The organism is Planococcus sp. CPCC 101016 (assembly GCF_007859295.1).
Lineage (GTDB): Bacteria > Bacillota > Bacilli > Bacillales_A > Planococcaceae > Planococcus.
Genome location: NZ_VOHB01000002.1, coordinates 1806968 through 1826927 on the forward strand (window position 1 = coordinate 1806968; position 19960 = coordinate 1826927).

Below are 19960 nucleotides of genomic sequence, written 5' to 3' on the forward strand. Positions count from 1 at the left end.
ATCCAGTCAGAAAAAAAGACCCGTCAACTGCCGAATGGCAATTACCGGGTCTTCAAGTATGAACTTAGCTCTGCTGTACTTGATAAACTTCCTCAAAAGGCTGGACCACGACAAACCCATTACCAGAAAACTTCATCTGAACTGATTCGCCGCTTCCTCTGCCAAATAAACTTTTCAGCTGAATATCGGTAACAAACTCTGGTTCCAGATTGCCTGACCAGGCAACTGTTGCGTTCGGATCTGTAAAGATGGGTCTGTCAGATGTTACAAGTAAGGTAAGAGGCTCATAATGTGATGTGAAAGCGACAAGACCTTGTCCTTCCAAGTGGACATTGAAAAGGCCACCAGCCATCATCCCAGCAACGCGGCGCATTAAATTAATGTCCCACTTCAGTCCATCTTGAAAAGCGAGCAGGTCATTTCCATTGATGAAGATGCTCTCGCCTTCCAAGTCCAATATGGTTATTTTCTTGCCACGATCTGCTACGTAGAGCTTGCCCTTACCGTTAGCCTTCATCAGTTGAGCGCCTTCTCCGCTGAAGGCTTTCTTAACGAATTTTCCCAGACCGTGCTCAAGCATGCCTTCACGTTCAAACTTGATGCTTCCTTCATAAGAAATCATAGAACCTGCTTTTGCCCAGACCAGTCCATTTAAGTTCACTTCAAGGAGACGGTCTGTCTCGAGTTCAAAAAACTCACGTGCGCTTTCATCCTGTTGCGTTTTCTGAACAAATTGATGAATAGAATACTTCAACATACAAATTCCTCCTTTGCTCGAATGATAGTATTTACGTTCTAGTCCTTGAATAGTTCCAGTGAAATGGAATAGCTTGTTGCCTAATTATATAAATTTAGCTTTTAGTTTTGCGGTGACTGAATTAGTTGCCTAGTAAAGGAAAAACATATTCCCACGAACAGCGAAATGATATTAGCCGGACAGACTCATATTCCCGGCCTGTTTCTGCAAAAAAGGGGAATCCTGGTTTGGGAGAGAATTAACAAGTGAACAGTTGGTTAGAAAAGGGAGGTAGAAATGGATGGAAAATGCAACCGAAGGATTTATTCCTGTTACAGGCGGAAGAGTCTGGTACCGGATTAGCGGCAAGGGGCCTGGAATACCATTATTGGTTTTGCACGGTGGTCCGGGTGCGAAAAGCAGTGACCGCGATCCCCTCCGGCAATTAGGGATGGACCGGCCGATCATTCACTATGATCAGCTTGGGTGCGGTAAATCAGACCGGCCAACGAATACTGATTTATGGACAGTGGACCGTTATGTAGAAGAGTTGGAGCAAGTCATCAAGGCGCTGGAATTGGAAGAAGTCCATATTCTCGGACATTCCTGGGGAACGATGCTCGCCGCTTCCTATCTGTTAAAAAAACCTGCCGGCGTACGCAGTATTATTTTCTCAGGACCGGCTCTGGATGCGCAAAGATGGGAGCGGGACCAGCGGAATTACTTGAAAAAATTCCCGCAGAAAATCCAGGAAACGGTTGAAAAGAGCGAACGGGAACAGACAACCGATTCTGCGGAGTACAAAGAGGCGATGTTGGCCTTTTATAAACGGCATATGTGCCGTGTCGACCCATGGCCAAAAGAGATGAAAGCGGACATGAAAGCATTGAATCAACAAATTTATAATTTTATGTGGGGAGCTTCCGAATTCACCGTCACCGGCACTTTGAAAAAATTCGATGTGACTGATCGCTTACATGAAATCGAAGTGCCCACGCTTTTCTTATGCGGACATTTTGACGAAGCTACTCCAGAAGCAACCGAATATTATGCGAGCTTGGTACCGGATGCTGAATTTCATGTATTCGAGAACAGTTCACACATGCCTGGAATAGAAGAACCGGAGGCTTATGTGGAGACGGTCCGAGAGTGGTTGAACCGACAGGAGTTGCGGCCAGGGGCTTAAGGAAATTCTGACTTTTACTGTCTTATGAAGAAAAAGCTGCGATTGCGACTTATCAGCAAAACATGAAATGAACATCATGCTCAAAAAAGATAACTCTTTACCGGAATTCCGGCAAAGAGTTATCATGGTTTGTAGTATCCAGTTTTACTTCTTTCGTCCTTCCGCGGTACCAACCTTGAAACGTACGTGCCAAAGAATCCGGTACATCCTCGAGATAGGAAGTATGGATAGGTCTGGCACGAGTCACAGTTTGAAGAGAAGAAAGGCCCAACGCGCGCTGAATCCGATTTTGGGTAATTTCGACTTCAACAATTTTACCCCGCTTTGTAACAAATAGGGTAGAAGTGTAACCCCCATTTTTTAACTGGATCATTTCATCGTTTAAACAATAACGAGTATGAAGGAAATCCAAAATACGGGAAATGACTACCAGTACTAGAAGCAGAATAGAGGCAATCCACCATGTGCTGTTGATTCCCAAAAAATTCGGTTGGAAGTAAAACAGCAAAGCAGTAGCAATCAGCCACAGCCAACTTGGTTTGATCATGCGGACCCAAAATGAGCGTCGCGGCAGGCGATGCATGTCTTCTTGGATGTGGTAGCCTGGCAGCAGTTCAGAAACGATTGAATAGGCTTTTTTCTTGGGAAGAAAAGGGTAAAGTGAGCTAATGCTCAAATCATCTGACTCCATCGACAGACTTCCAGCACTGATTAATTTCACTTCGGCTAATCCGAAAATACGCTTTGAAAAAGATTGGGTAATTTCAATAGCTTGAACTCGTTCTTTGGCGATTGAAAAAGAAGCTTCTGATAAAACCCCCTTTTTAATGTATACGCGCGTACTATCGGAAGAAATTTCGTATCTCCCGTATTTAATGAATGTGTGGACAATCCCAAAAATGAAAGAGGCAGTGATTATTAAAAGTATTGCTGCAGTGATCCCTAAAGATGAACTCACTAAGCTCGTGCCAATCCTATCCAGACGCTCTTCAATACCGATAACTTCGGAAATATTATACAAAAGTGATGCCAGAAGTGGTACAAGCAGAAAAAAACTGAACGATGTCATAGAAGCTTTTAATAGATCCCGGTGTGTCGGCTGAAAATGGATAACACGGTCATCCTGCGGCTTAGATACGTAAGGGACTTGCTCAGCACAAGCTGGTGCTTCGGTCTCGTTTAGACTTGTCTGCGGTTCATCTTCAACAAACTTACTAGGTTCCTGAACAGCAGCTTCCAACCGTGCCGCTTCTTTTTTTGTTGCTACTTCAAATTTCACTGAAGCATCTTCACCGGCGATTCCTGTTTCAAAGCTAATTGAAGTCAAACCGAACAAACGGTGGGAAAATGATGTGTGGCGGTTAATATTTTGTACTTTTGAAAACGGAATAGACTGCTCAGTTTTACTAAAAATACCTCTTCGCAAATAGAAGCGCTGATTGTCAAGTGAATAAGTGGTGGTCAGCCAATTTAACACTGCGGACACGATGGACCAGAGAATAAACAGTAAAAATATATAACGTCCATATAAAAAAAGAGCGGAATGATTGTCTGATTGAAAAATGAATAAAAACAAGAAAATAAAAACCGAGTTCCGAATCAGTTTGCCAATTTTAAAAAGAATAAAGCTTGGATGGTGGCGGCGGTTTTCGTTCATTGTTCCACTTCCTTGATTTTAGCAAAGTGAGCAATTTTCACTCGCAGCTCAGCCGCTTTTTCTTTTGGCAGCGCCGGAATAGCATGACTTGAGCCCATCGTTTCTACTGACAGGGAAGCAAGTTTGTACTTGCGCATCAAAGGTCCCTGAGTTAAAGAAACTGCCTGGATTTTTGTCATCGGCACCAATTGCTCCGTCCGGCTCCATATACCAAACTGCAAATGCAAAAATTCTTCGTCCAAATCATAGCGCCAGCTTTTATATGTAAGCGGAGGACTTAAAATGGACCAGACAATTCCGATTAAGAAAATAACTGCAAGCCCAATCAGCACCCATCCAATCCAACTATACCAGCCGAAGAGCCAATCCAGATAAAGCAACACGGCAAGGATGACACCAGCTATTACATTGGAAATAAGTTCTTCCATGCGCCAGTACTTAACAGCATTGGGCGAAAGAGAATGCCGGGGAGCAGCATAATGATCATTCATAGCTATAGCACCACCATTTTCATAAGTTAGTATTCTATACGTTGCACAAAGGCCATGGTTTCATGAGTTGGATAATTTGCTGTGTCTCGAAAGAGGAAAAGGGGAAATTAAGGATCAGCGATATAAATAAACCTTGTAACAGCTATAGAACTTGAAAAAATTCATAAAAAAGATGGCTCCAATCCTTTGACAGGATATTGGAACCATTCTTTTAATTTTTTTTAGTAACAGTCTTTTATTGTTCAAACTCAATTTTTGTTGTCATTACTCGGCCAGTGGGGTGCGGATCAAATCCAATAATGTTTTCTTTACCGGCAAGTGATGGCGATGTATGGACAAGTGGAATGACAGGTGGATTTTCGTGCATGATTACCTGCGCTTGTTCATAAAGTTCGTTGCGTTCTTCTTGGTCTGTAGTTGTTCTCGCTTGATCCAAAAGCGCGTCCAGTTCGGGATTGTCGTACTGTGTTGAATTGGTAGAACCGATATTGTCGCCATGCCAGAGAGTGTAAAGGAAATTATCCGCATCTCCATTCATACCGGTCCACCCTAACAGGAAGGCATCAGCTTCTCCATTCAGTGCTTTTTCGATATATGTTGCCCATTCGAAAGTTACAATTTCCGCTTCGATGCCGATATCAGCAAAATTGGATTGCAGATATTCAGCAACTTTTGCCCCATCAGGCATGTAAGGGCGAGAAACAGGCATGGCATATAGTTCCATTTTGAAGCCATCTGGCAATCCAGCTTCAGCAAGAAGTGCTTTTGCTTTTTCAGGATCGTATGGATACGGTTCGATGTTATCGTTATACCCTTCTACAGCTGGGGGTATTGGGTTTTTTGCTGCAATAGTTCCTTCGCCGAAAAACGCATCGATCATTGCCTCTTTATTGACTGCATGGCTAAGCGCCTGTCGAACGAGAGGATCGTCAAAGGGTTCATGTGTCAAGGTCATCCCAAGATATCCTAGATTAAGAGGTGGCCTTGAGAAGAGTATGAGCTCTGGATTTTCTTCAATCTGGGCATGATTCTCAGATTCCAAACCGGCTATCAAATCCACCTCTCCGCTAAGCAATGCGTTAAGGCGAGAGGAATTATCCGGTATAGTCCGGAAGATAACCTGCTCGAGTTTAGGATAGCCGTCCAACCAGTAGTCTTCATTTTTTTCAAGAACAATTCGTTCATTGCGCTGCCATTCTTTAAAAATGAACGGTCCGGTACCAACTGGGTTGCTTCTATATTCGTCTCTCGAATCTTCAATCGCTGCTGGACTTGAAATAGATAGTGGCGTAAGTGCCAGATCTTTCAATAATGTCGGTTGAGGTTCTTTTAGTTTAAATTCAACTGTTGCCCCATCAACTGCACTGATTGACTCAATATTATGTGCTTCATCTGCTTTGTATCCACCAAAAACACTTCCATACATTGGAAAGTTTTCAGCGTTTCCATTCATCCATCTTTCGAAATTGAAAACGACCGCTTCGGCGTTGAAGTCAGTTCCATCGTGAAATTTTACTCCTTCACGAAGAGTGAAAGTATAAGTAAGACCGTCTTCCGCTTCTTCCCATTCGGTCGCAAGCATCGGCCCTATGGTAGTCTCGCCTTCTGAGAAGGTAGTTAAAGTCTCCAATATACTCTGTGCTACATTTTCAGATTCGCCATCCGTAACTTCAGAAGGATCCAAAGAAACTGAGTCGCCGCCGCGGGCGAAAATGAGGGTGTCTTGTGTGGGTGTACTTTCTCCGCTTGACTCATCATTAGAGCATGCTATCAAGAAGAAAGGGAAGAAGAAGAAAATAGATAAAATTAATGTTAAAGATCTTTTTTTCATCAAATCACTCCTTGTAGTGAGATTTTCGTCCTAAAAAATGTTAAGTAAATTAAGCTACTAAAAATACTATGTGTAATAGTATAAAGTAAAATAATCAACTTATGTAAATATTTTAAGTTTTCTATGTATGAAGCAAAATTTATTATTTAAATTTATGAAGTTTTTCATTTGCTGATAGGAATAATTGTCCATGAGATAGGAGACAATTGCGTTTAACTATGGAGAATTACACAATAATGAAGCAGCAGAAAACCACTCCAGTAGAAAAAGTGAAACAAAACGGAGAAAAACTTTTAAAGACTTTTAGGTTTTTCCTTATTTTAGTAAAACGATGCGAATACGGAATTCTAATGTATGCAGCAATCAATCAAATCAGTTTTCTTGTAGAGCATGTTAAGGAAGAAGAGGTCCTGATTAGGCATCTTCTTCTTTTCTGTTTGCAAAAGGATCTTTTCTGTACTTACTCCACTTATTTCTTTTTTCGGAAATTATGGCGATGTTAGAGGACTTGTTTGCAGTTGCACTTAGCTTTAACTGTGTGCAAGGTTCTTTTTTTTTATAAGCAGAAAATGTTTTTGATAAATTTAATATATAGAATAAAAATTCATTTATAATTGTTTAAATACAAACAAGTTTTTTTGAAGTTATACTAAAAAAACATAATTTTTTTCTGAATTAAAAGAATTTTCTATAAGCCTTTACATATTTTGTATTATATACTAGGCTTAATGTATTGGTAAATAACTATTTTGTTGACAATTATAGTTTTTTAGAGAGAAATGATTATATTTTTAAGCGTTATTGTTGAATACCTTTTACTGAATTATCTGACTAATTTTATTTATGGGTTAGTGAAGATTTAAATTTTATGCAATGTCTCGAATGGTCTATTGAGTTTAATTAGTATTGCTCTGGTCATCTGCAAAGCAATTCTTATAAGTGGAAGTTTTGCAAATAATTTTACCGAATGAGTTTGAAAGGAGTGGTAGAAATGATAGAAACCGAATCCCTGACAGTAACTGCTGAAAACGTAAGCCGCATTATAGGTGCAGAAGTGGAACTATCAGAAAAGTCTTTGCAGCTAAAAAAGAAAAGAAAGATTAAAGCCCGTCAAAGCCCTGATATGTTTATCTGCTGGTCACTTGATTTGATTGTTTCCTACAAGTTGCTTGGGGCGGTCAATGAGGCTGAAGTGTTTCTTCTACCAGAAGAGCTGCCGGTTTTTACACGGGCATTGATCCAGCATCCTATTTTATTTCCGACAAGTTTTTCGCAGCACTTGTCTATGGAGCGTGGAATGTACTGTATTCGCTTGAAGTCGCAGGAGCCTGCCGAAAATTTTGCTGAACGCCTTTCCGAAGCACTCAGTGAACTTCACTAAAAAAAAGAACTGAAAATCCCCCTAGGACAATGGCTGAAGGAGAGGAGTCAATATGGAACAAACGGACCAACTGCCTCAAAAATCAGTTAGCTATTATTTTCTGAGATCCAAAGACGTGCATATTGAAAACGGTTCGGCTTTCATCACGTTCTTTGCCCGTCTCACAAAAGAAATTACTTTTAGTAAAGAAGGGGAGATGCAAACTGAGATTCAGACCATGTGGGTGGAAATTGATGAAGTGAAGCAAGAACAGGCATCACAAAAGGATAAGGCTTTACCGAATTGCATGCGCCGATATGAGATCCTGCCTAGTGTCTTTTATAGCTTATGGAAATTATCAAAGGATTGCCCAAGAGAACTTTTTTACGTAACCCCCTATCACCGGAAATCCACCTGCGAGAAATTTATAAACTAGGTGCCATCATTACAAGCTAAAGCAATAGCAGAATCAATTTTTAGTTTCATTTTTTTATTGAATCAGAAGTCGTAGTAGCAGAGTTTTCCTATTCATGAAAGCAGTTTAATCGGCTTTCTTAAAAGAATGGAATACCGACCGTATGTTTACTATTTATGAGGAACAATACTAAGGAGGATGAAATTGATGACTGTAATGATCAAAGAAGGAACTAAAATGGAGAAACGCGTAAAAACTTACTTGGAAGTATATGAAGAGTACAGGAACGGCTATAAACAATATAAGTTGGATAAAGCTGCGCTGAACTCCAGAGTGGAGAAAGCTGAACCAGCTGCAAAATGACAGCTGCCTTAAATGTCATGTCCCAGGTAGTCGCCTGTATCTCGGCGTAAAGAAAAATTATAAATTTAAGTTAAACCGCCGCACCCCAAACCATTTCGGTTTTTTGGATGCGGCGTTTTAACTATACATTCGATCAGTATGGATTTTTAAATATCCAAAGTTCGTTTAAGTGGATCACCTGCTGCGCAATTTAGACAGCAGACGCAAAATTTCCAGATACAGCCAGACTAATGTTACAAGTAAACCAAAAGCTCCGTACCATTCAAAGTATTTTGGGACTTGTTTCTCGGCCGCATTTTCTATGAAGTCAAAGTCCAACACCAGATTCAATGCGGCAATAATGACAATGACCACACTGATTCCGATGCCAAGAGGAGTCGATTCGTGCAAGTGAGGAATTTCAAAACCAAAAAAACCGCCGACAAACGAAATAATGTAAACCAGGAAAATGGCGCCTGTCGCTGCGACAATGCCGAGCCTGAAATTTTGAGTTACTTTAATGAGACCCGATTTATAAACGAATAACAAGCTCAGCAGAACACCGATTGTAATCAGGACAGCCTGGAACACAATGCCACCGTACTGGGCTTCGTATTGCGCCGATACCGCTCCAAGAAATAACCCTTCAAGCAATGCGTAAACGGGTGCTGTAAATGGAGAGATTTTTGGGACGAAAATAGTTATTAAGCCTATAATGAGTCCGCCGATACCTCCTACTAGAATTAGCGGTAGTACGCTGTCTGGGCTGCTGACAAACTGATTCCAAGAATAGACGAAAGTCACTAGCACCAACAATAACAAAATAAATGTTTTATTGACGGTGCCCTGGATGGTCATTTTACTGCCAGTCTCGGTATCTTTAAAATTTTCAAACGCTTCCGTTTTTAAACTGGGATTTCCACTTCTCAATTCGATCACCTCGTAATTTATTTCAAGCGGTTTCATTATATCCTTTTGTTCAAGATAAATACATTACCAAGCAGTATGTTAGTTGATCACAAAAAAACTGCAGCCCGATGCATCGGGTTGCAGTTTTTCTCCGTATTAATGTTTTACAGTTTCCAAGCAAAAAGCTTCCAAGCCAATTTCAGCGAGCACTTCCTGACCAGCAACAGTCGGATGAACGTCTTGCGGAATGACGTATTCGTCTTGATTATCCCCAAATGCGCTGTAGGCATCAGCTGCTTCTACATTGTAGTAGGCATGTGCGGTTTCGGCATAAATTGCATTAATGTAAGGTAAGTACTGGTCTGCAACGTGATGGAACGGATCGTTCAATTGAAATGGATTGTAGATGTTGAACAGAACGATTGGGGCATCTGTCAACGAGCTTATTTCTCTAATGATATCCGATAGATTATCAAAAGCGTCACTAGTTGCCAACTTCTGTTCAATCAGCTTCCGTAGCAATTCGGGATTACCACCGCTTTCTGCATTGGCAGTTCTTAAAATTTCTAAAAAGTCGTTGCTGCCGATATTAAGTGTTACGTACTCGGCATGATGGACAGCTCGCCGTAACTTTTTGTTAGTTTCCAAAGCCACAAGCAAATCCTGTGTTTGCCAGCCGGGAACACCTAAATTACGGACCCGTAAATCTGCATCTTCACCGATTAGGAACGGGAATGCGACTTTAGCTGGGCTTTCATTGGTCTGGCCAAGGTTGTAACCGAAAGGAATTGAATCTCCCAGAGCCACAAGGGATTCTTTGCCATGTCCATTTTCAGCGAAAGCAGCCGGGGTTCCGAGCGATAAAGCTAGTAAAACGGCTGCAAAAATACATAAAAACTTAGTCATAAGGCACCTCCTTTCCAATTTTTTCATTTAGTATAAACCTAAAAGACGGAATTGTCTGTATAATTAAATAAAAAAACATTAACAAACTCATAATTTTAATATCCGCTTTTTTCCTCTTAAAATGAGGATGAGAATAGAAAGAAAAATATAGAGACTGTGTTCTTGCTAGAGGATCCAACCTTTATAAACATTTAAGGGTGAACCTGTTTTATTTAGCTCGTAGTTAAGAAACCGCTTGCTAAGAAAATTAGACGTTTCGTTGGCGGGCATGGAAAACCCTTGTAAAGAAAACGTAATGATCAATGAATTTAGTACCTATTACTAATAGTTGATGTTAGAATAGGGCGAGGACATCAAGAAGGGGCGAATTAAATGAACACTTCGAAAGCCAGAATTACAGCCATCGGTTCATATGTACCTGAAAAGAGGCTGACAAATCACGAATTGGAAGAATTAGTGGAAACCAATGACGAATGGATCGTTCAACGGACTGGAATAAAAGAACGCCGAATTGCTTCGGAAATTGAATTTACAAGTGATATCAGCATTAAAGCTGCTGAAAATTTAATGGAACGCTATGACAAAACCCTCGACGATGTCGATATGATTATCGTCTGTACCATGACACCTGACTTTAAGACACCAAGTGTATCCGCTCTTGTACAGGCAAAGCTTGGCATCAAAAACACAGGAGCCATTGACTTGAACGCAGCATGCTCTGGGTTTGCATATGGATTGCACATGGCGAACGGTTTAATAACATCCGGGCTGAACAAAAAGATTTTAGTGATTGGAGCGGAAACCTTCTCCAAAATTCTGGATTATAGCGATCGTTCGACCTGCATCCTGTTCGGAGATGGTGGGGGAGCGGTTCTCGTAGAATATGACGAAGAAAAGCCGAGCTTTATCGCTTCTCATATGGGAACAAATGGAGAGCAGGCACATAACCTTTACTGTACGGATCTTTCCAACAGAATGTTCGGAAATGAATTGGCGGTAAACGGATTTGTCACTCAAAATGGGCGTGAAGTCTATAAATGGGCGGTTAATACCGTTCCAAAAGGCATGAATACGTTAATGGAAAAAGCGGGTTTCAAAACTGAACAAGTAGATTGGTTTGTTCCGCACAGCGCCAACCTCCGCATCATCGAGTCGATATGCAGCAGAAATGGACTGCCGCTTGAACGAACGATTTATAGCCTTGAGTATTTCGGCAACACTTCGGCAGCTTCAATTCCTTTATCATTGGATAAAGGAGTCCTTGAAGGAAAGATCAAGCCAGATGATAAATTGCTGCTCTACGGTTTCGGCGGTGGCCTGACGCATGCGGGAATGATTATTAACTGGTCGATTTAAATTTTTGTTCACAAATAATTTAATGAATAAATCAATGAAGACACCTTCCATAGCCGGCTAAAGTGATAGCCGCAAAATGGGGGTGTTTTTTGTCTTGAAAGATATTTTGTTTATCTTATAAACCTTCTAAGCTGCTGCAGGATCTCATAGGGATAATACAGCTAAATCATTTATTGTTAAGAAGTTTCATAACTCATTTTTAGGTTAAAAGATATAGAAGTGGCTATACACGTCGAGGAGGGATATTGATGTTTACTCATCAGTTGCTTATCTTACTATTTATAGGTTATATCGTTTACACAATCGATATTCAAAAGAAATTCTTTCCTGTCCCTGTTGTACTGGTAGTAATTGGTTTGGGTTTGTCATTTATCCCTTATTTTGATAGCTTCAACATATCAAAAGAAATCATTTTTAATGTATTCCTGCCTGCTATCCTTTTTACCTCCGCTTATCAGTTTCCTTTAAAACAATTAAGAGAAAACAAGGGGATTATTTTAACTCTCAGTACAGTTGGTATGATCGCAACGGTATTTTTACTCGGACTCTCAATATTTTTAGCGGGAACCGTATTTACTGCTTTATCTTTTACTGCATCATTTCTGTTGGCTTCAATACTCGCCCCGACTGATCCGGTTTCTGTCACAACAATTCTAAAAGAGAGCAGTGGAGCGGAGCAAATTGCAGACGTAGTGGAGGGGGAATCGATGATCAATGATGGAACAAGTATCGTCTTTTTCACCATCTTCCTTACTATGTTTCAAACCGGCGGGGGTTTTTCTGTCGGCAAGTTTGTCTCTGAGCTTCTGCTGGTGTCGATTGGGGGAGTCTTGCTCGGTGTTCTTGTGGGCTGGCTGATGAGTAAGACGATTCGTTTTACGAAAGATAAAAAATACCAAGTCATACTGAGTGTGGTCGGTGCCTATGGCGCATTTTATCTAGGTGAAGCGATAGGCGTTTCTGGGGTTTTGGCGACAGTAGCTGCGGGAATATTCGTATCTTTTGAAATGAGCAAGGAAATAGAAGAAGATAATTTACAGGAGTCACTTGATGGTTTCTGGGATATTACAACACCGGTATTATTGGCTGTGTTATTTCTTTTAATTGGGATTCGCGGCGCTGAATACCTCGCCTTTCCCGGGTGGTGGTTCGCAATCGCCATCTTCCTGCTGGCAATCATTGTCCGTTTCATGGTGATTGGGCTGTTGATTTACGGCGTGCCGCAATGGCGGCATGAATTTAAAAATGATTTTTCTACGATTTCCTTAACTGCATGGTCAGGCATCAAAGGCGCCATGTCAGTTGCTTTGCTGTTATGGCTTGAAGAAGCGGCTTCAGGAAAAGATCAAATTCTTATATCTCTGGCATTCGCCGCCATTCTTCTTTCTCTGGTCATCCAAAGCATCGGTATCTATCCTTTATCTAAAGTTCTAAAAAATCTTCAATAGCAAATTTGTATAAACGTGGTCAGCTCTAATCTAAGCTGGCAAGGATAGAGCTTTTTCATTTTTACTAAAGGACATACCAGCAGAATACTTGTCATTCGGGGAATGCCCTGTATACCTCACCATAACTATCTCGAATTTGAGGCATAAAAATTGATAAAACAGATTCGAAAACGTAAAATTAGACTTATCAACAAGTTCTCATGATTGTACTGCTGGCTGCATTTTCTGAGCTTGAGAACCGAATGAGCTGTTGAGAACCATATTTTGAGGGAATAATTCTTTTAAATTGCACAGATCAAGTTTGCCGGTGTCTAGTTAGGGAAACAGTGACAGTAAGATGAATTAACGATTTTACTAACAACTATAAAGAACGATAAATAATGTAAAGTAGGTGCATAGATATGGGTACGAATAAAACGATTTTAAAAACAAGTGACTGGGTGAAAGGCAAATCCCGCCACGACGAACTGATCATCGGTTTCATCGATTCCATGAATGTCCTAAAAGAAGCTGTGAATGTTACAGTAGTGGAAAGTGATAATGAGGAAATGATCGGCTTGACCATTCCAATGTCTATTCACCAAGTCGAAAATATTCCTGAATCAGATAAAAAAGATGCGGCACAATTGAGCTTCTTGATCGACCTCGCACTTGCTACGGACGACAAAGAATGGTTCCAGGAATTGTCCGCGCAGTTGAATGCCAAAAAAGAAGCGGTCAATTAAAGTATACTCTTTAACAATAGATACTTGAAAAAGCAGAAGCCTTCGAACGAATAGGCATCTGCTTTTTTATGTTATAAATATGACGTTTCCAAGATGCACAAGTTAACTAGCTCAAATGCGTCTGCAGCAGCTATGTTTTCAGTTAAAGGGAGGAAGAAAGTCTTGTGAATGGCATATTACGAAACCGCTTTTAACGGCAGCAACTGATAGGTAAAGATTATTGGACTTTTAAGTGGAAATAATATGTATCTTATGTACTTGACTATTTATATTTGACCTGCCAAGCCTGGCAATTTATAGTTGCTATATAAGGAAAGAGCTGGCGTAAGAAAGAAGAATGAACGGATATCAAGTTCAGATAAAAGCACTTTTCAGGATTTTAATAATATTTCTTAACATTATCTTAATGATGGCTACACAAAATAGTTCTATACTTATTTAGAGTCTTTACATAAGAACAGTCTGATGCATAATTTGAGGGGGAAATAATATGAAGAAGATCTTTTTTGGTTCGGCGTCGTTGTGTATGGCGGCTTTTTTGGCAGCGTGCGGAAGCGAAGATAGTGGGACGGCTACAGAATCACCAGAAGGCGGAACGGGTGTTTCCGGTACTTTGGATTTCTATACCTCTCAGCCGGATGCGGATGCCCAAGGGCTGGTGGATGCTTTTAGAGAGCAAAATCCCGATGTGGAGATCAATATTTTCCGTTCAGGAACAGAAGAAGTTGTTTCAAAAATTCAAGCGGAAAACCAAGGTGGCAATATTCAAGCAGACGTTTTGTTGGTTGCGGATTCCGTAACTTTTGAAAACTTCAAATCTGAAGATCTACTGCTGGCTTACGAATCACCTGAAGCGGAAGCCATCGATGAAGCATTTATCGATCCGGACGGAACTTATGCCGGTACTAAGATCATGGCAACAGGTTTGATTGTCAATACTAATGAAGTGACGGAACTTCCGACCGGCTGGAATGTTTTGACTGATGAGGCTTCCAAAGGACAAGCTGTTATGCCAAGTCCATTGTATTCCGGTGCTGCAGCCTATAATTTAGGTGTCATCACCAGACAAGACGGATTAGGATGGGAATTCTACGAAGCACTTCGCGACAATGACATTACCATCACTCAAGGCAACGGAGCAGTGCTCGAAAGCGTTGCAACTGGGGAAAAAAGCTATGGCATGATCGTCGATTACTTGGCGGCACGAGCGAAAAGCGAAGGGTCTCCGGTTGATTTAGTTTATCCGGAAGAAGGTGTTCCAGTCATCACTGAGCCGGTAGGAATCATGGCCAATACGGAAAACGAAGAAGCGTCTAAAGCCTTTGTTGATTTCATCCTTTCAGAGCAAGGGCAACAATTGGCTTCTGAACAGGGCTATACTCCGATCCGGGAAGGCGTGGAAGCACCGGAAGGTCTGAAAACGCTGGATGAAATTACTATTTTAGATGCGGATGCGGTTGAACTTCTAGAAACACGCGATGAAGACAAAACGCAATTCGGACAAACTTTCGGGCAGTGAAGCCAGATTGAATTTCGATGCGAGGAGTTACTGATATGACGGTAAAACAGCCAATGGTTGAGGAGAGAAAGAAGAGGGATTCCTCTTTTTCTCTCTTTTTTCAAAAAAAGAATTTCTATAAAATTATCGGCCTGCTGGCCATATTTGTGTTTTTTCTGTTACCCGTCCTGCGGCTGGTCTGGCTAAGTTTTGTGGACGACGGATCGCTGACGCTGCAATATTATACAGATGTCCTTAGGGAACCCGCGACTTGGAATACAGTCCAGAATACACTCATAATCGTTGCGGGATCCACAGTTTTGGCATTGGTGCTTGGCGTGCTGTTTTCCTGGATTGTTGCTTATGTGCGGTTGAGCGGAAAAAGGGCGATGCAGCTCTTTATTTTCCTGCCATTCATTATTCCTTCCTATATAACGACCTTAGCCTGGACCCAATTCTTCAGCGCATCCGGTCCGGTTACAGCAGTGCTGTCCTGGCTGCCCGGCGAGCTCGCCGCGCCGAATCTCTATAGCATCGGGGGCATCATCCTGTTGCTTGGAATTTCCCATTACCCGTTAGTATATTTATTCACAGTGAATGTTTTTCGGAAGATTCCACGCGAATTGGAAGAGGCAGCGGCTACCAGTGGACTGTCGAAAAAAAGGGCGTTCCGGAAAGTGGTTCTTCCACTGGCGCTGCCCGGAATTGCCAGCGGTGGTCTCATTGCTTTCCTTTCGAACCTGGATAATTTCGGGATTCCGGCATTTCTGGGTACACCTGCGAATATACGCGTTTTAAGCACTTATATTTACGAGCAGGTCGTTGGCTTCGGTCCTTCTGCATTCTCGCGGGCGGCTGTTTTGTCAGTCATCCTTGGTATTATTGCGCTGGCCGGGACTGTTCTGCAATGGTTCTTATTGCGCCGCAGTAGAGTCAATGAAACGAATAGAAGCGATTCGACACCACGTATCCATTTATCATCCGGCAAGCAAAAGCTGTTGGAAGTTTCGTTGTGGATTTTCCTTCTTGTGACGAGTTTAATGCCATTGATTACAATGGGGGCTTTGTCGCTCATTTCTGCGTATGGGGTTCCATTTAATCTTGAAAATCTATCGTTGCGTAACTATGAGTATGTCTTCTTGACTGATTCCAAACCTTTATCGGCTCTATCAAACAGCCTGCAGCTTGCCTTCTTTACTATGCTGATTTGTCTGTTGCTCGGTACTGCGATGGCATATTTGCGCTTCAAACACCCTGATTGGAGTACTAAAGCTGCGGAACTGTTCATGACCATTCCATTTGCATTGCCCGGTACAGTGTTTGCGCTGTGTATGATTTTTATGTGGCTTGAGCCGGTTCCGGGATGGAACCCGGGCATCTATGGCACTGTATGGATCTTATTCATCGCCTACGCAACCCGTTTTCTGGTGCTTCAGGTTAGAGGCAGCTATACAGCATTTTTGCAGATTGACCCATCAATGGAAGAAGCGGCACGGACTTCAGGCGCCGCCGGCTGGGTAAAGTGGCGACGAATTTTACTGCCATTGCTGTTTCCTGGAATTCTTAGTGGTGCGCTGTTGGTGTTCTTGATGGCACTTACTGAATTGACGGTTTCTAGCTTACTATGGTCATCAGGATCTGAAACGGTCGGTGTCGTCATTTTTGGTTATGAACAGGCGGGCTATTCCACCTACTCTACAGCATTTTCAACGGTTCTCGTATTGGGCATCCTGCTCGGAGGTGGATTGTTTATGCTGCTTAGCAAGCTTTGGGACAGAAAGGTGCTGAAAAATAAATGATCAACGTCAATAATGTAACAAAAAAATACGGATCGTTTACTGCGCTGCATTCCATTGACCTGGAAATTGGCGACGGCGAATTTATCGCTGTGCTTGGACCATCCGGTTGTGGCAAAACGACTTTATTAAAATTGCTGGCAGGATTTATGGGGCCGACGGAAGGGACCATTTCAATGGACGACACAGTCCTGGCATCGGCAAAGCGCGTTCTGCCTCCTGAAAAACGCAATATCGGCATGGTTTTCCAATCGTTTGCTTTATGGCCGCATATGACTGTAGCTGAACATGTTAAATTCCCGCTTAGCTACCATCCGAACAAAATCAAGGAAGGCAAGAAGGAACTGCAGGAACGCATTGGTGAAGTGCTGAAACTGGTGGGACTTGCTGCGCTTGCTGAACGCTATCCATCAGAATTGTCTGGCGGACAAAAACAGCGTGTCGCGCTGGCCCGAGCAATTGCGCCATTGCCCAATCTGCTTCTGATGGATGAACCGCTCAGTGCACTTGATGTTGAGCTTCGTATGGAAATGCGCAAGGAAATTCAGAAGCTTCACCGGGAAACCCAAGCCTCTATCGTTTTTGTCACGCATGACCAGGGAGAAGCACTAGCTATTGCAGATAAGATCGTGGTCATGAATCAGGGACGCATTGAACAGATTGCGCCGCCCGAAGTACTTTACACGCGCCCGGAAACGGAATTCGTAGCGACATTTGTCGGTAAATGCAACCTTGTGAAAGGGCACTGGCAAAATACCCATTTCGTGCCAGCCATCGATTCGGCAAACACATGGCCGGATCTGGGTGTAGCGGATAGTTTTAAAGAGAGTGGAATCTATCCTGTACGACCGGAACAATTTCAACTTGCGGCGGCCGAAAAAGATGGTTTGCAAGGAGTCGTTTCATTTGTCCAATACCAAGGACATGAAATCCACTATACGGTTGAAGTAGGGCAAGAAACCTGGACCATCCACGAATCGGTTTTTGCTTCCCGCTTTAACATCGGTGATTTTGTCGGCATTTCATTAAAGCATGTCCCAATTCAAAAAGGCTCGCTTGTTTCTAATTAAATACTATTAATGGCCAAATGCATGCGTACATGTATTTGGCCATTTTGTTTAACTTGAGCTTTTATTAATAGAGGAATTAGAAATAAAATAAATCATTAACTAAAAAAACTAATTATTCACACTTTAAATAAGAACAAATGTTTGGTATAATGATTTATAGCGTAAGATGTACGGGTAGTTGAACCAAATTGCCAAGGTGAAAGACACTTGGTTACAAAATCCTGAGTAGCAGTGACAGTGTTTTCGTTAATCCATTAATCATTAACATATAGAAAAGGGTGAGGAGATTGAATGAAGACACAACATCATTACAGACCGGTGATTACGCCATTGAAGCCAGAGGATTAGTAAAAGTATTTGGAAACGAACGCGCAGTGGATGGTGTCGATCTGACCATTCGGAAAGGTACAGTTTATGGATTTTTAGGTCCCAACGGCGCCGGCAAGACAACCACCATACGCATCTTGGCAACACTTCTACCAGCGGATGCTGGGAACGCCTGGATCTTTGGCAATGACTTGAAGACAGATAGTGCGGCCATTAGAAAGCGCATCAGCCTGACAGGCCAGTATGCTTCAATCGATGAGGATTTGACAGGAATGGAGAATCTAATGCTGATCGCCAGACTGATGGGTTACTCACGCAGACAAGCAAAAACAAGAGCCCAGGAACTGCTATTGGCCTTTGGACTTGGACATGCTGCAAAACGCCAAGTGAAAAACTATTCGGGCGGAATGCGACGCAGAATCGATATTGCAGCAAGTATTGTAGTGACTCCAGATCTGCTGTTTTTGGATGAACCGACAACAGGACTCGACCCCCGCAGCCGTAATCAAGTTTGGGATATTATTCGGACGCTGGTTCGTGCAGGAACAACCGTTTTATTGACGACTCAATATCTTGAAGAAGCAGACCAGCTGGCAGACAAAATCGGGGTTATCCAACACGGCAAGATTATCGCAGAAGGCACGAGCAGTGAGTTAAAAGCATCAGTTGGACGCGGCACATTGAACGTTCAGCTGGCCCATGCGGATGATCAGCAACGGGCCTGGTCCATACTTGAAAACCTGCTTGGTGCACCAATTCATTTGGGGGCTGACTCCACGTCTCTGACTGCACAGGCAGATGACTCTGCGCTGGTGGCAAAAGTTTTAAGTGAATTTGCTCGCCAACATATCGAGTTAAGTGATCTTTCACTTGGGCGTCCTAGTCTAGACGAAGTCTTCCTGAAATTGACGGGTCAGGTTAGCGAACAGCAACAAGATTCCGGGAGGGATATCTTATGACTGTCCATCAAGAAACTAGAGAATCGACTGTTGCAACTACCGGCACAGATGAACGTTTGCTCCAAGCTGTCGCTTCTGATAATCGCCCGCATCCTCCAAATGCATGGTCATCGACTACGGCTTTTGCAACACGTGCTTTGTTGCGAATCAAGCACGTTCCTGAACAGATGTTTGATGTCACAGTATTTCCAATTATCTTCCTGTTGATGTTTACGTATCTTTTTGGCGGAGCCATCGCGGGATCCACAAGTGACTACTTACAGTTCCTGCTGCCAGGCATTCTGGTTATGACCGTCGCCCAAATCACAATGTACACTGGAATGGACTTGAACAACGATATAAGAAAAGGAATTTTTGACCGATTCCGCACTTTGCCGATTTGGCTGCCTTCTGCTTTGATTGGTTCTTTACTGGTCGACGTCATCCGGTATTCCTTAGCTTCTGTGATTATGATCGGGCTTGGACTGCTACTTGGCTTTCGGCCAGAGGGAGGTGTAGTAGGCGTCCTGCTCGCCATAGTTTTGGTGCTGATTTTTTCATTTAGTTTGTCTTGGATTTGGACAACACTCGGGTTAATTGTACGTTCCGAAAAGACTCTGATGATGATCAGTTTCATGGTATTGATGCCGCTGACCTTCATTAGTAATGTATTTGTGGATCCGGTTACGCTGCCGACTTGGCTGCAAGGCTTTGTCAACAGCAATCCAATTTCGATCCTTGCGACAGCAGTCCGCGGATTCATGCAAGGAACCGGTACTTGGCAGCATGTAGCCAGTGTTTTGCTTGTTTCCGCTATCATGACCGGCATTTTTGCGCCGCTCACCATGTACTTATATCGGAATAAAAAATGACAGATTCTACGCTTTTTCATGTAGCTGGGGCATAACTTGAACAAGAACGTTTAAGGATATTTGAAAATTTGACTGGGAGAGAATCTAACAGTAAAAA

Annotated in this window: 18 protein-coding genes; 12 read left to right on the forward strand and 6 right to left on the reverse strand. The window is 42.3% G+C overall.

The genetic code is table 11. The annotated features are described in order from the left end of the window. Positions 1-64: 64 nt before the first annotated feature. Positions 65-757 carry an AIM24 family protein gene (locus FQV26_RS08510; RefSeq protein WP_146557057.1) on the reverse strand — a complete coding sequence of 231 codons (693 nt, stop codon included), beginning with the start codon at positions 755-757 and terminating at the stop codon, positions 65-67. A gap of 280 nt (positions 758-1037) precedes the next feature. On the opposite strand from FQV26_RS08510, the gene FQV26_RS08515 reads away from it, so the two are divergent. After that, positions 1038-1922 (forward strand): proline iminopeptidase-family hydrolase, encoded by an 885-nt coding sequence (locus tag FQV26_RS08515; RefSeq protein ID WP_146557058.1) that lies wholly within the window; start codon positions 1038-1040, stop codon positions 1920-1922. A 97-nt stretch (positions 1923-2019) separates the two neighbouring features. On the opposite strand, the gene FQV26_RS08520 is transcribed toward FQV26_RS08515, so the two are convergent. From FQV26_RS08520 to FQV26_RS08530, 3 genes are all read right to left on the reverse strand, one after another. Then, on the reverse strand, positions 2020-3579 hold the full coding sequence (locus tag FQV26_RS08520; protein ID WP_146557059.1) for a PH domain-containing protein: 1560 nt from the start codon (positions 3577-3579) through the stop codon (positions 2020-2022). Next, the gene (locus FQV26_RS08525) at positions 3576-4070 is read right to left on the reverse strand and encodes a PH domain-containing protein (RefSeq protein WP_146557060.1); all 495 of its coding nucleotides are present in this window, start codon (positions 4068-4070) and stop codon (positions 3576-3578) included. Before FQV26_RS08525 ends, FQV26_RS08520 begins: the two co-directional genes overlap by 4 nt. A 235-nt stretch (positions 4071-4305) precedes the next feature. Then, on the reverse strand, positions 4306-5901 hold the full coding sequence (locus FQV26_RS08530) for an ABC transporter substrate-binding protein (RefSeq protein ID WP_146557061.1): 1596 nt from the start codon (positions 5899-5901) through the stop codon (positions 4306-4308). A 991-nt stretch (positions 5902-6892) separates the two neighbouring features. Here FQV26_RS08530 and FQV26_RS08535 point away from each other — a divergent pair. The 3 genes from FQV26_RS08535 to FQV26_RS18745 all read left to right on the forward strand — a co-directional run bounded on the left by FQV26_RS08535 (position 6893) and on the right by FQV26_RS18745 (position 8039). After that, positions 6893-7282, forward strand: a complete 390-nt coding sequence (locus tag FQV26_RS08535) for a hypothetical protein (protein WP_146557062.1) — start codon at positions 6893-6895, stop codon at positions 7280-7282. Between the two features lie 52 nt (positions 7283-7334). Next, the gene (locus tag FQV26_RS08540) at positions 7335-7697 is read left to right on the forward strand and encodes a hypothetical protein (protein ID WP_146557063.1); all 363 of its coding nucleotides are present in this window, start codon (positions 7335-7337) and stop codon (positions 7695-7697) included. Between the two features lie 186 nt (positions 7698-7883). Beyond that, a complete protein-coding gene (locus tag FQV26_RS18745) occupies positions 7884-8039 on the forward strand; it encodes a hypothetical protein (protein ID WP_186759687.1) in 156 nt (51 codons plus the stop codon). 174 nt (positions 8040-8213) lie between these two features. On the opposite strand, the gene FQV26_RS08545 is transcribed toward FQV26_RS18745, so the two are convergent. Next, a complete protein-coding gene (locus FQV26_RS08545; protein ID WP_146557064.1) occupies positions 8214-8984 on the reverse strand; it encodes a Bax inhibitor-1/YccA family protein in 771 nt (256 codons plus the stop codon). A 99-nt stretch (positions 8985-9083) separates the two neighbouring features. Next, positions 9084-9833 (reverse strand): SGNH/GDSL hydrolase family protein, encoded by a 750-nt coding sequence (locus tag FQV26_RS08550; RefSeq protein WP_146557065.1) that lies wholly within the window; start codon positions 9831-9833, stop codon positions 9084-9086. Between the two features lie 372 nt (positions 9834-10205). On the opposite strand from FQV26_RS08550, the gene FQV26_RS08555 reads away from it, so the two are divergent. From FQV26_RS08555 to FQV26_RS08590, 8 genes are all read left to right on the forward strand, one after another. Further along, a complete protein-coding gene (locus tag FQV26_RS08555; protein ID WP_146557066.1) occupies positions 10206-11189 on the forward strand; it encodes a ketoacyl-ACP synthase III in 984 nt (327 codons plus the stop codon). 248 nt (positions 11190-11437) lie between these two features. Then, positions 11438-12637 carry a cation:proton antiporter gene (locus FQV26_RS08560; RefSeq protein ID WP_146557067.1) on the forward strand — a complete coding sequence of 400 codons (1200 nt, stop codon included), beginning with the start codon at positions 11438-11440 and terminating at the stop codon, positions 12635-12637. 401 nt (positions 12638-13038) lie between these two features. Beyond that, complete coding sequence (locus tag FQV26_RS08565) at positions 13039-13362, forward strand: IDEAL domain-containing protein (RefSeq protein WP_146557068.1); 324 nt, start codon at positions 13039-13041, stop codon at positions 13360-13362. A 490-nt stretch (positions 13363-13852) separates the two neighbouring features. Continuing rightward, positions 13853-14881 (forward strand): ABC transporter substrate-binding protein, encoded by a 1029-nt coding sequence (locus FQV26_RS08570; protein WP_146557069.1) that lies wholly within the window; start codon positions 13853-13855, stop codon positions 14879-14881. A 35-nt stretch (positions 14882-14916) separates the two neighbouring features. Beyond that, positions 14917-16659 (forward strand): ABC transporter permease, encoded by a 1743-nt coding sequence (locus tag FQV26_RS08575; protein WP_146557070.1) that lies wholly within the window; start codon positions 14917-14919, stop codon positions 16657-16659. Next, positions 16656-17726, forward strand: a complete 1071-nt coding sequence (locus FQV26_RS08580) for an ABC transporter ATP-binding protein (RefSeq protein ID WP_146557071.1) — start codon at positions 16656-16658, stop codon at positions 17724-17726. Before FQV26_RS08575 ends, FQV26_RS08580 begins: the two co-directional genes overlap by 4 nt. A 287-nt stretch (positions 17727-18013) precedes the next feature. Continuing rightward, positions 18014-19012: an ATP-binding cassette domain-containing protein gene (locus tag FQV26_RS08585; RefSeq protein ID WP_146557072.1), complete on the forward strand. Its 999-nt coding sequence runs from the start codon at positions 18014-18016 to the stop codon at positions 19010-19012. After that, the gene (locus FQV26_RS08590; protein ID WP_146557073.1) at positions 19009-19863 is read left to right on the forward strand and encodes an ABC transporter permease; all 855 of its coding nucleotides are present in this window, start codon (positions 19009-19011) and stop codon (positions 19861-19863) included. The genes FQV26_RS08585 and FQV26_RS08590 overlap by 4 nt, the downstream gene beginning before the upstream one ends. The last annotated feature ends 97 nt before the right edge of the window (positions 19864-19960 follow it).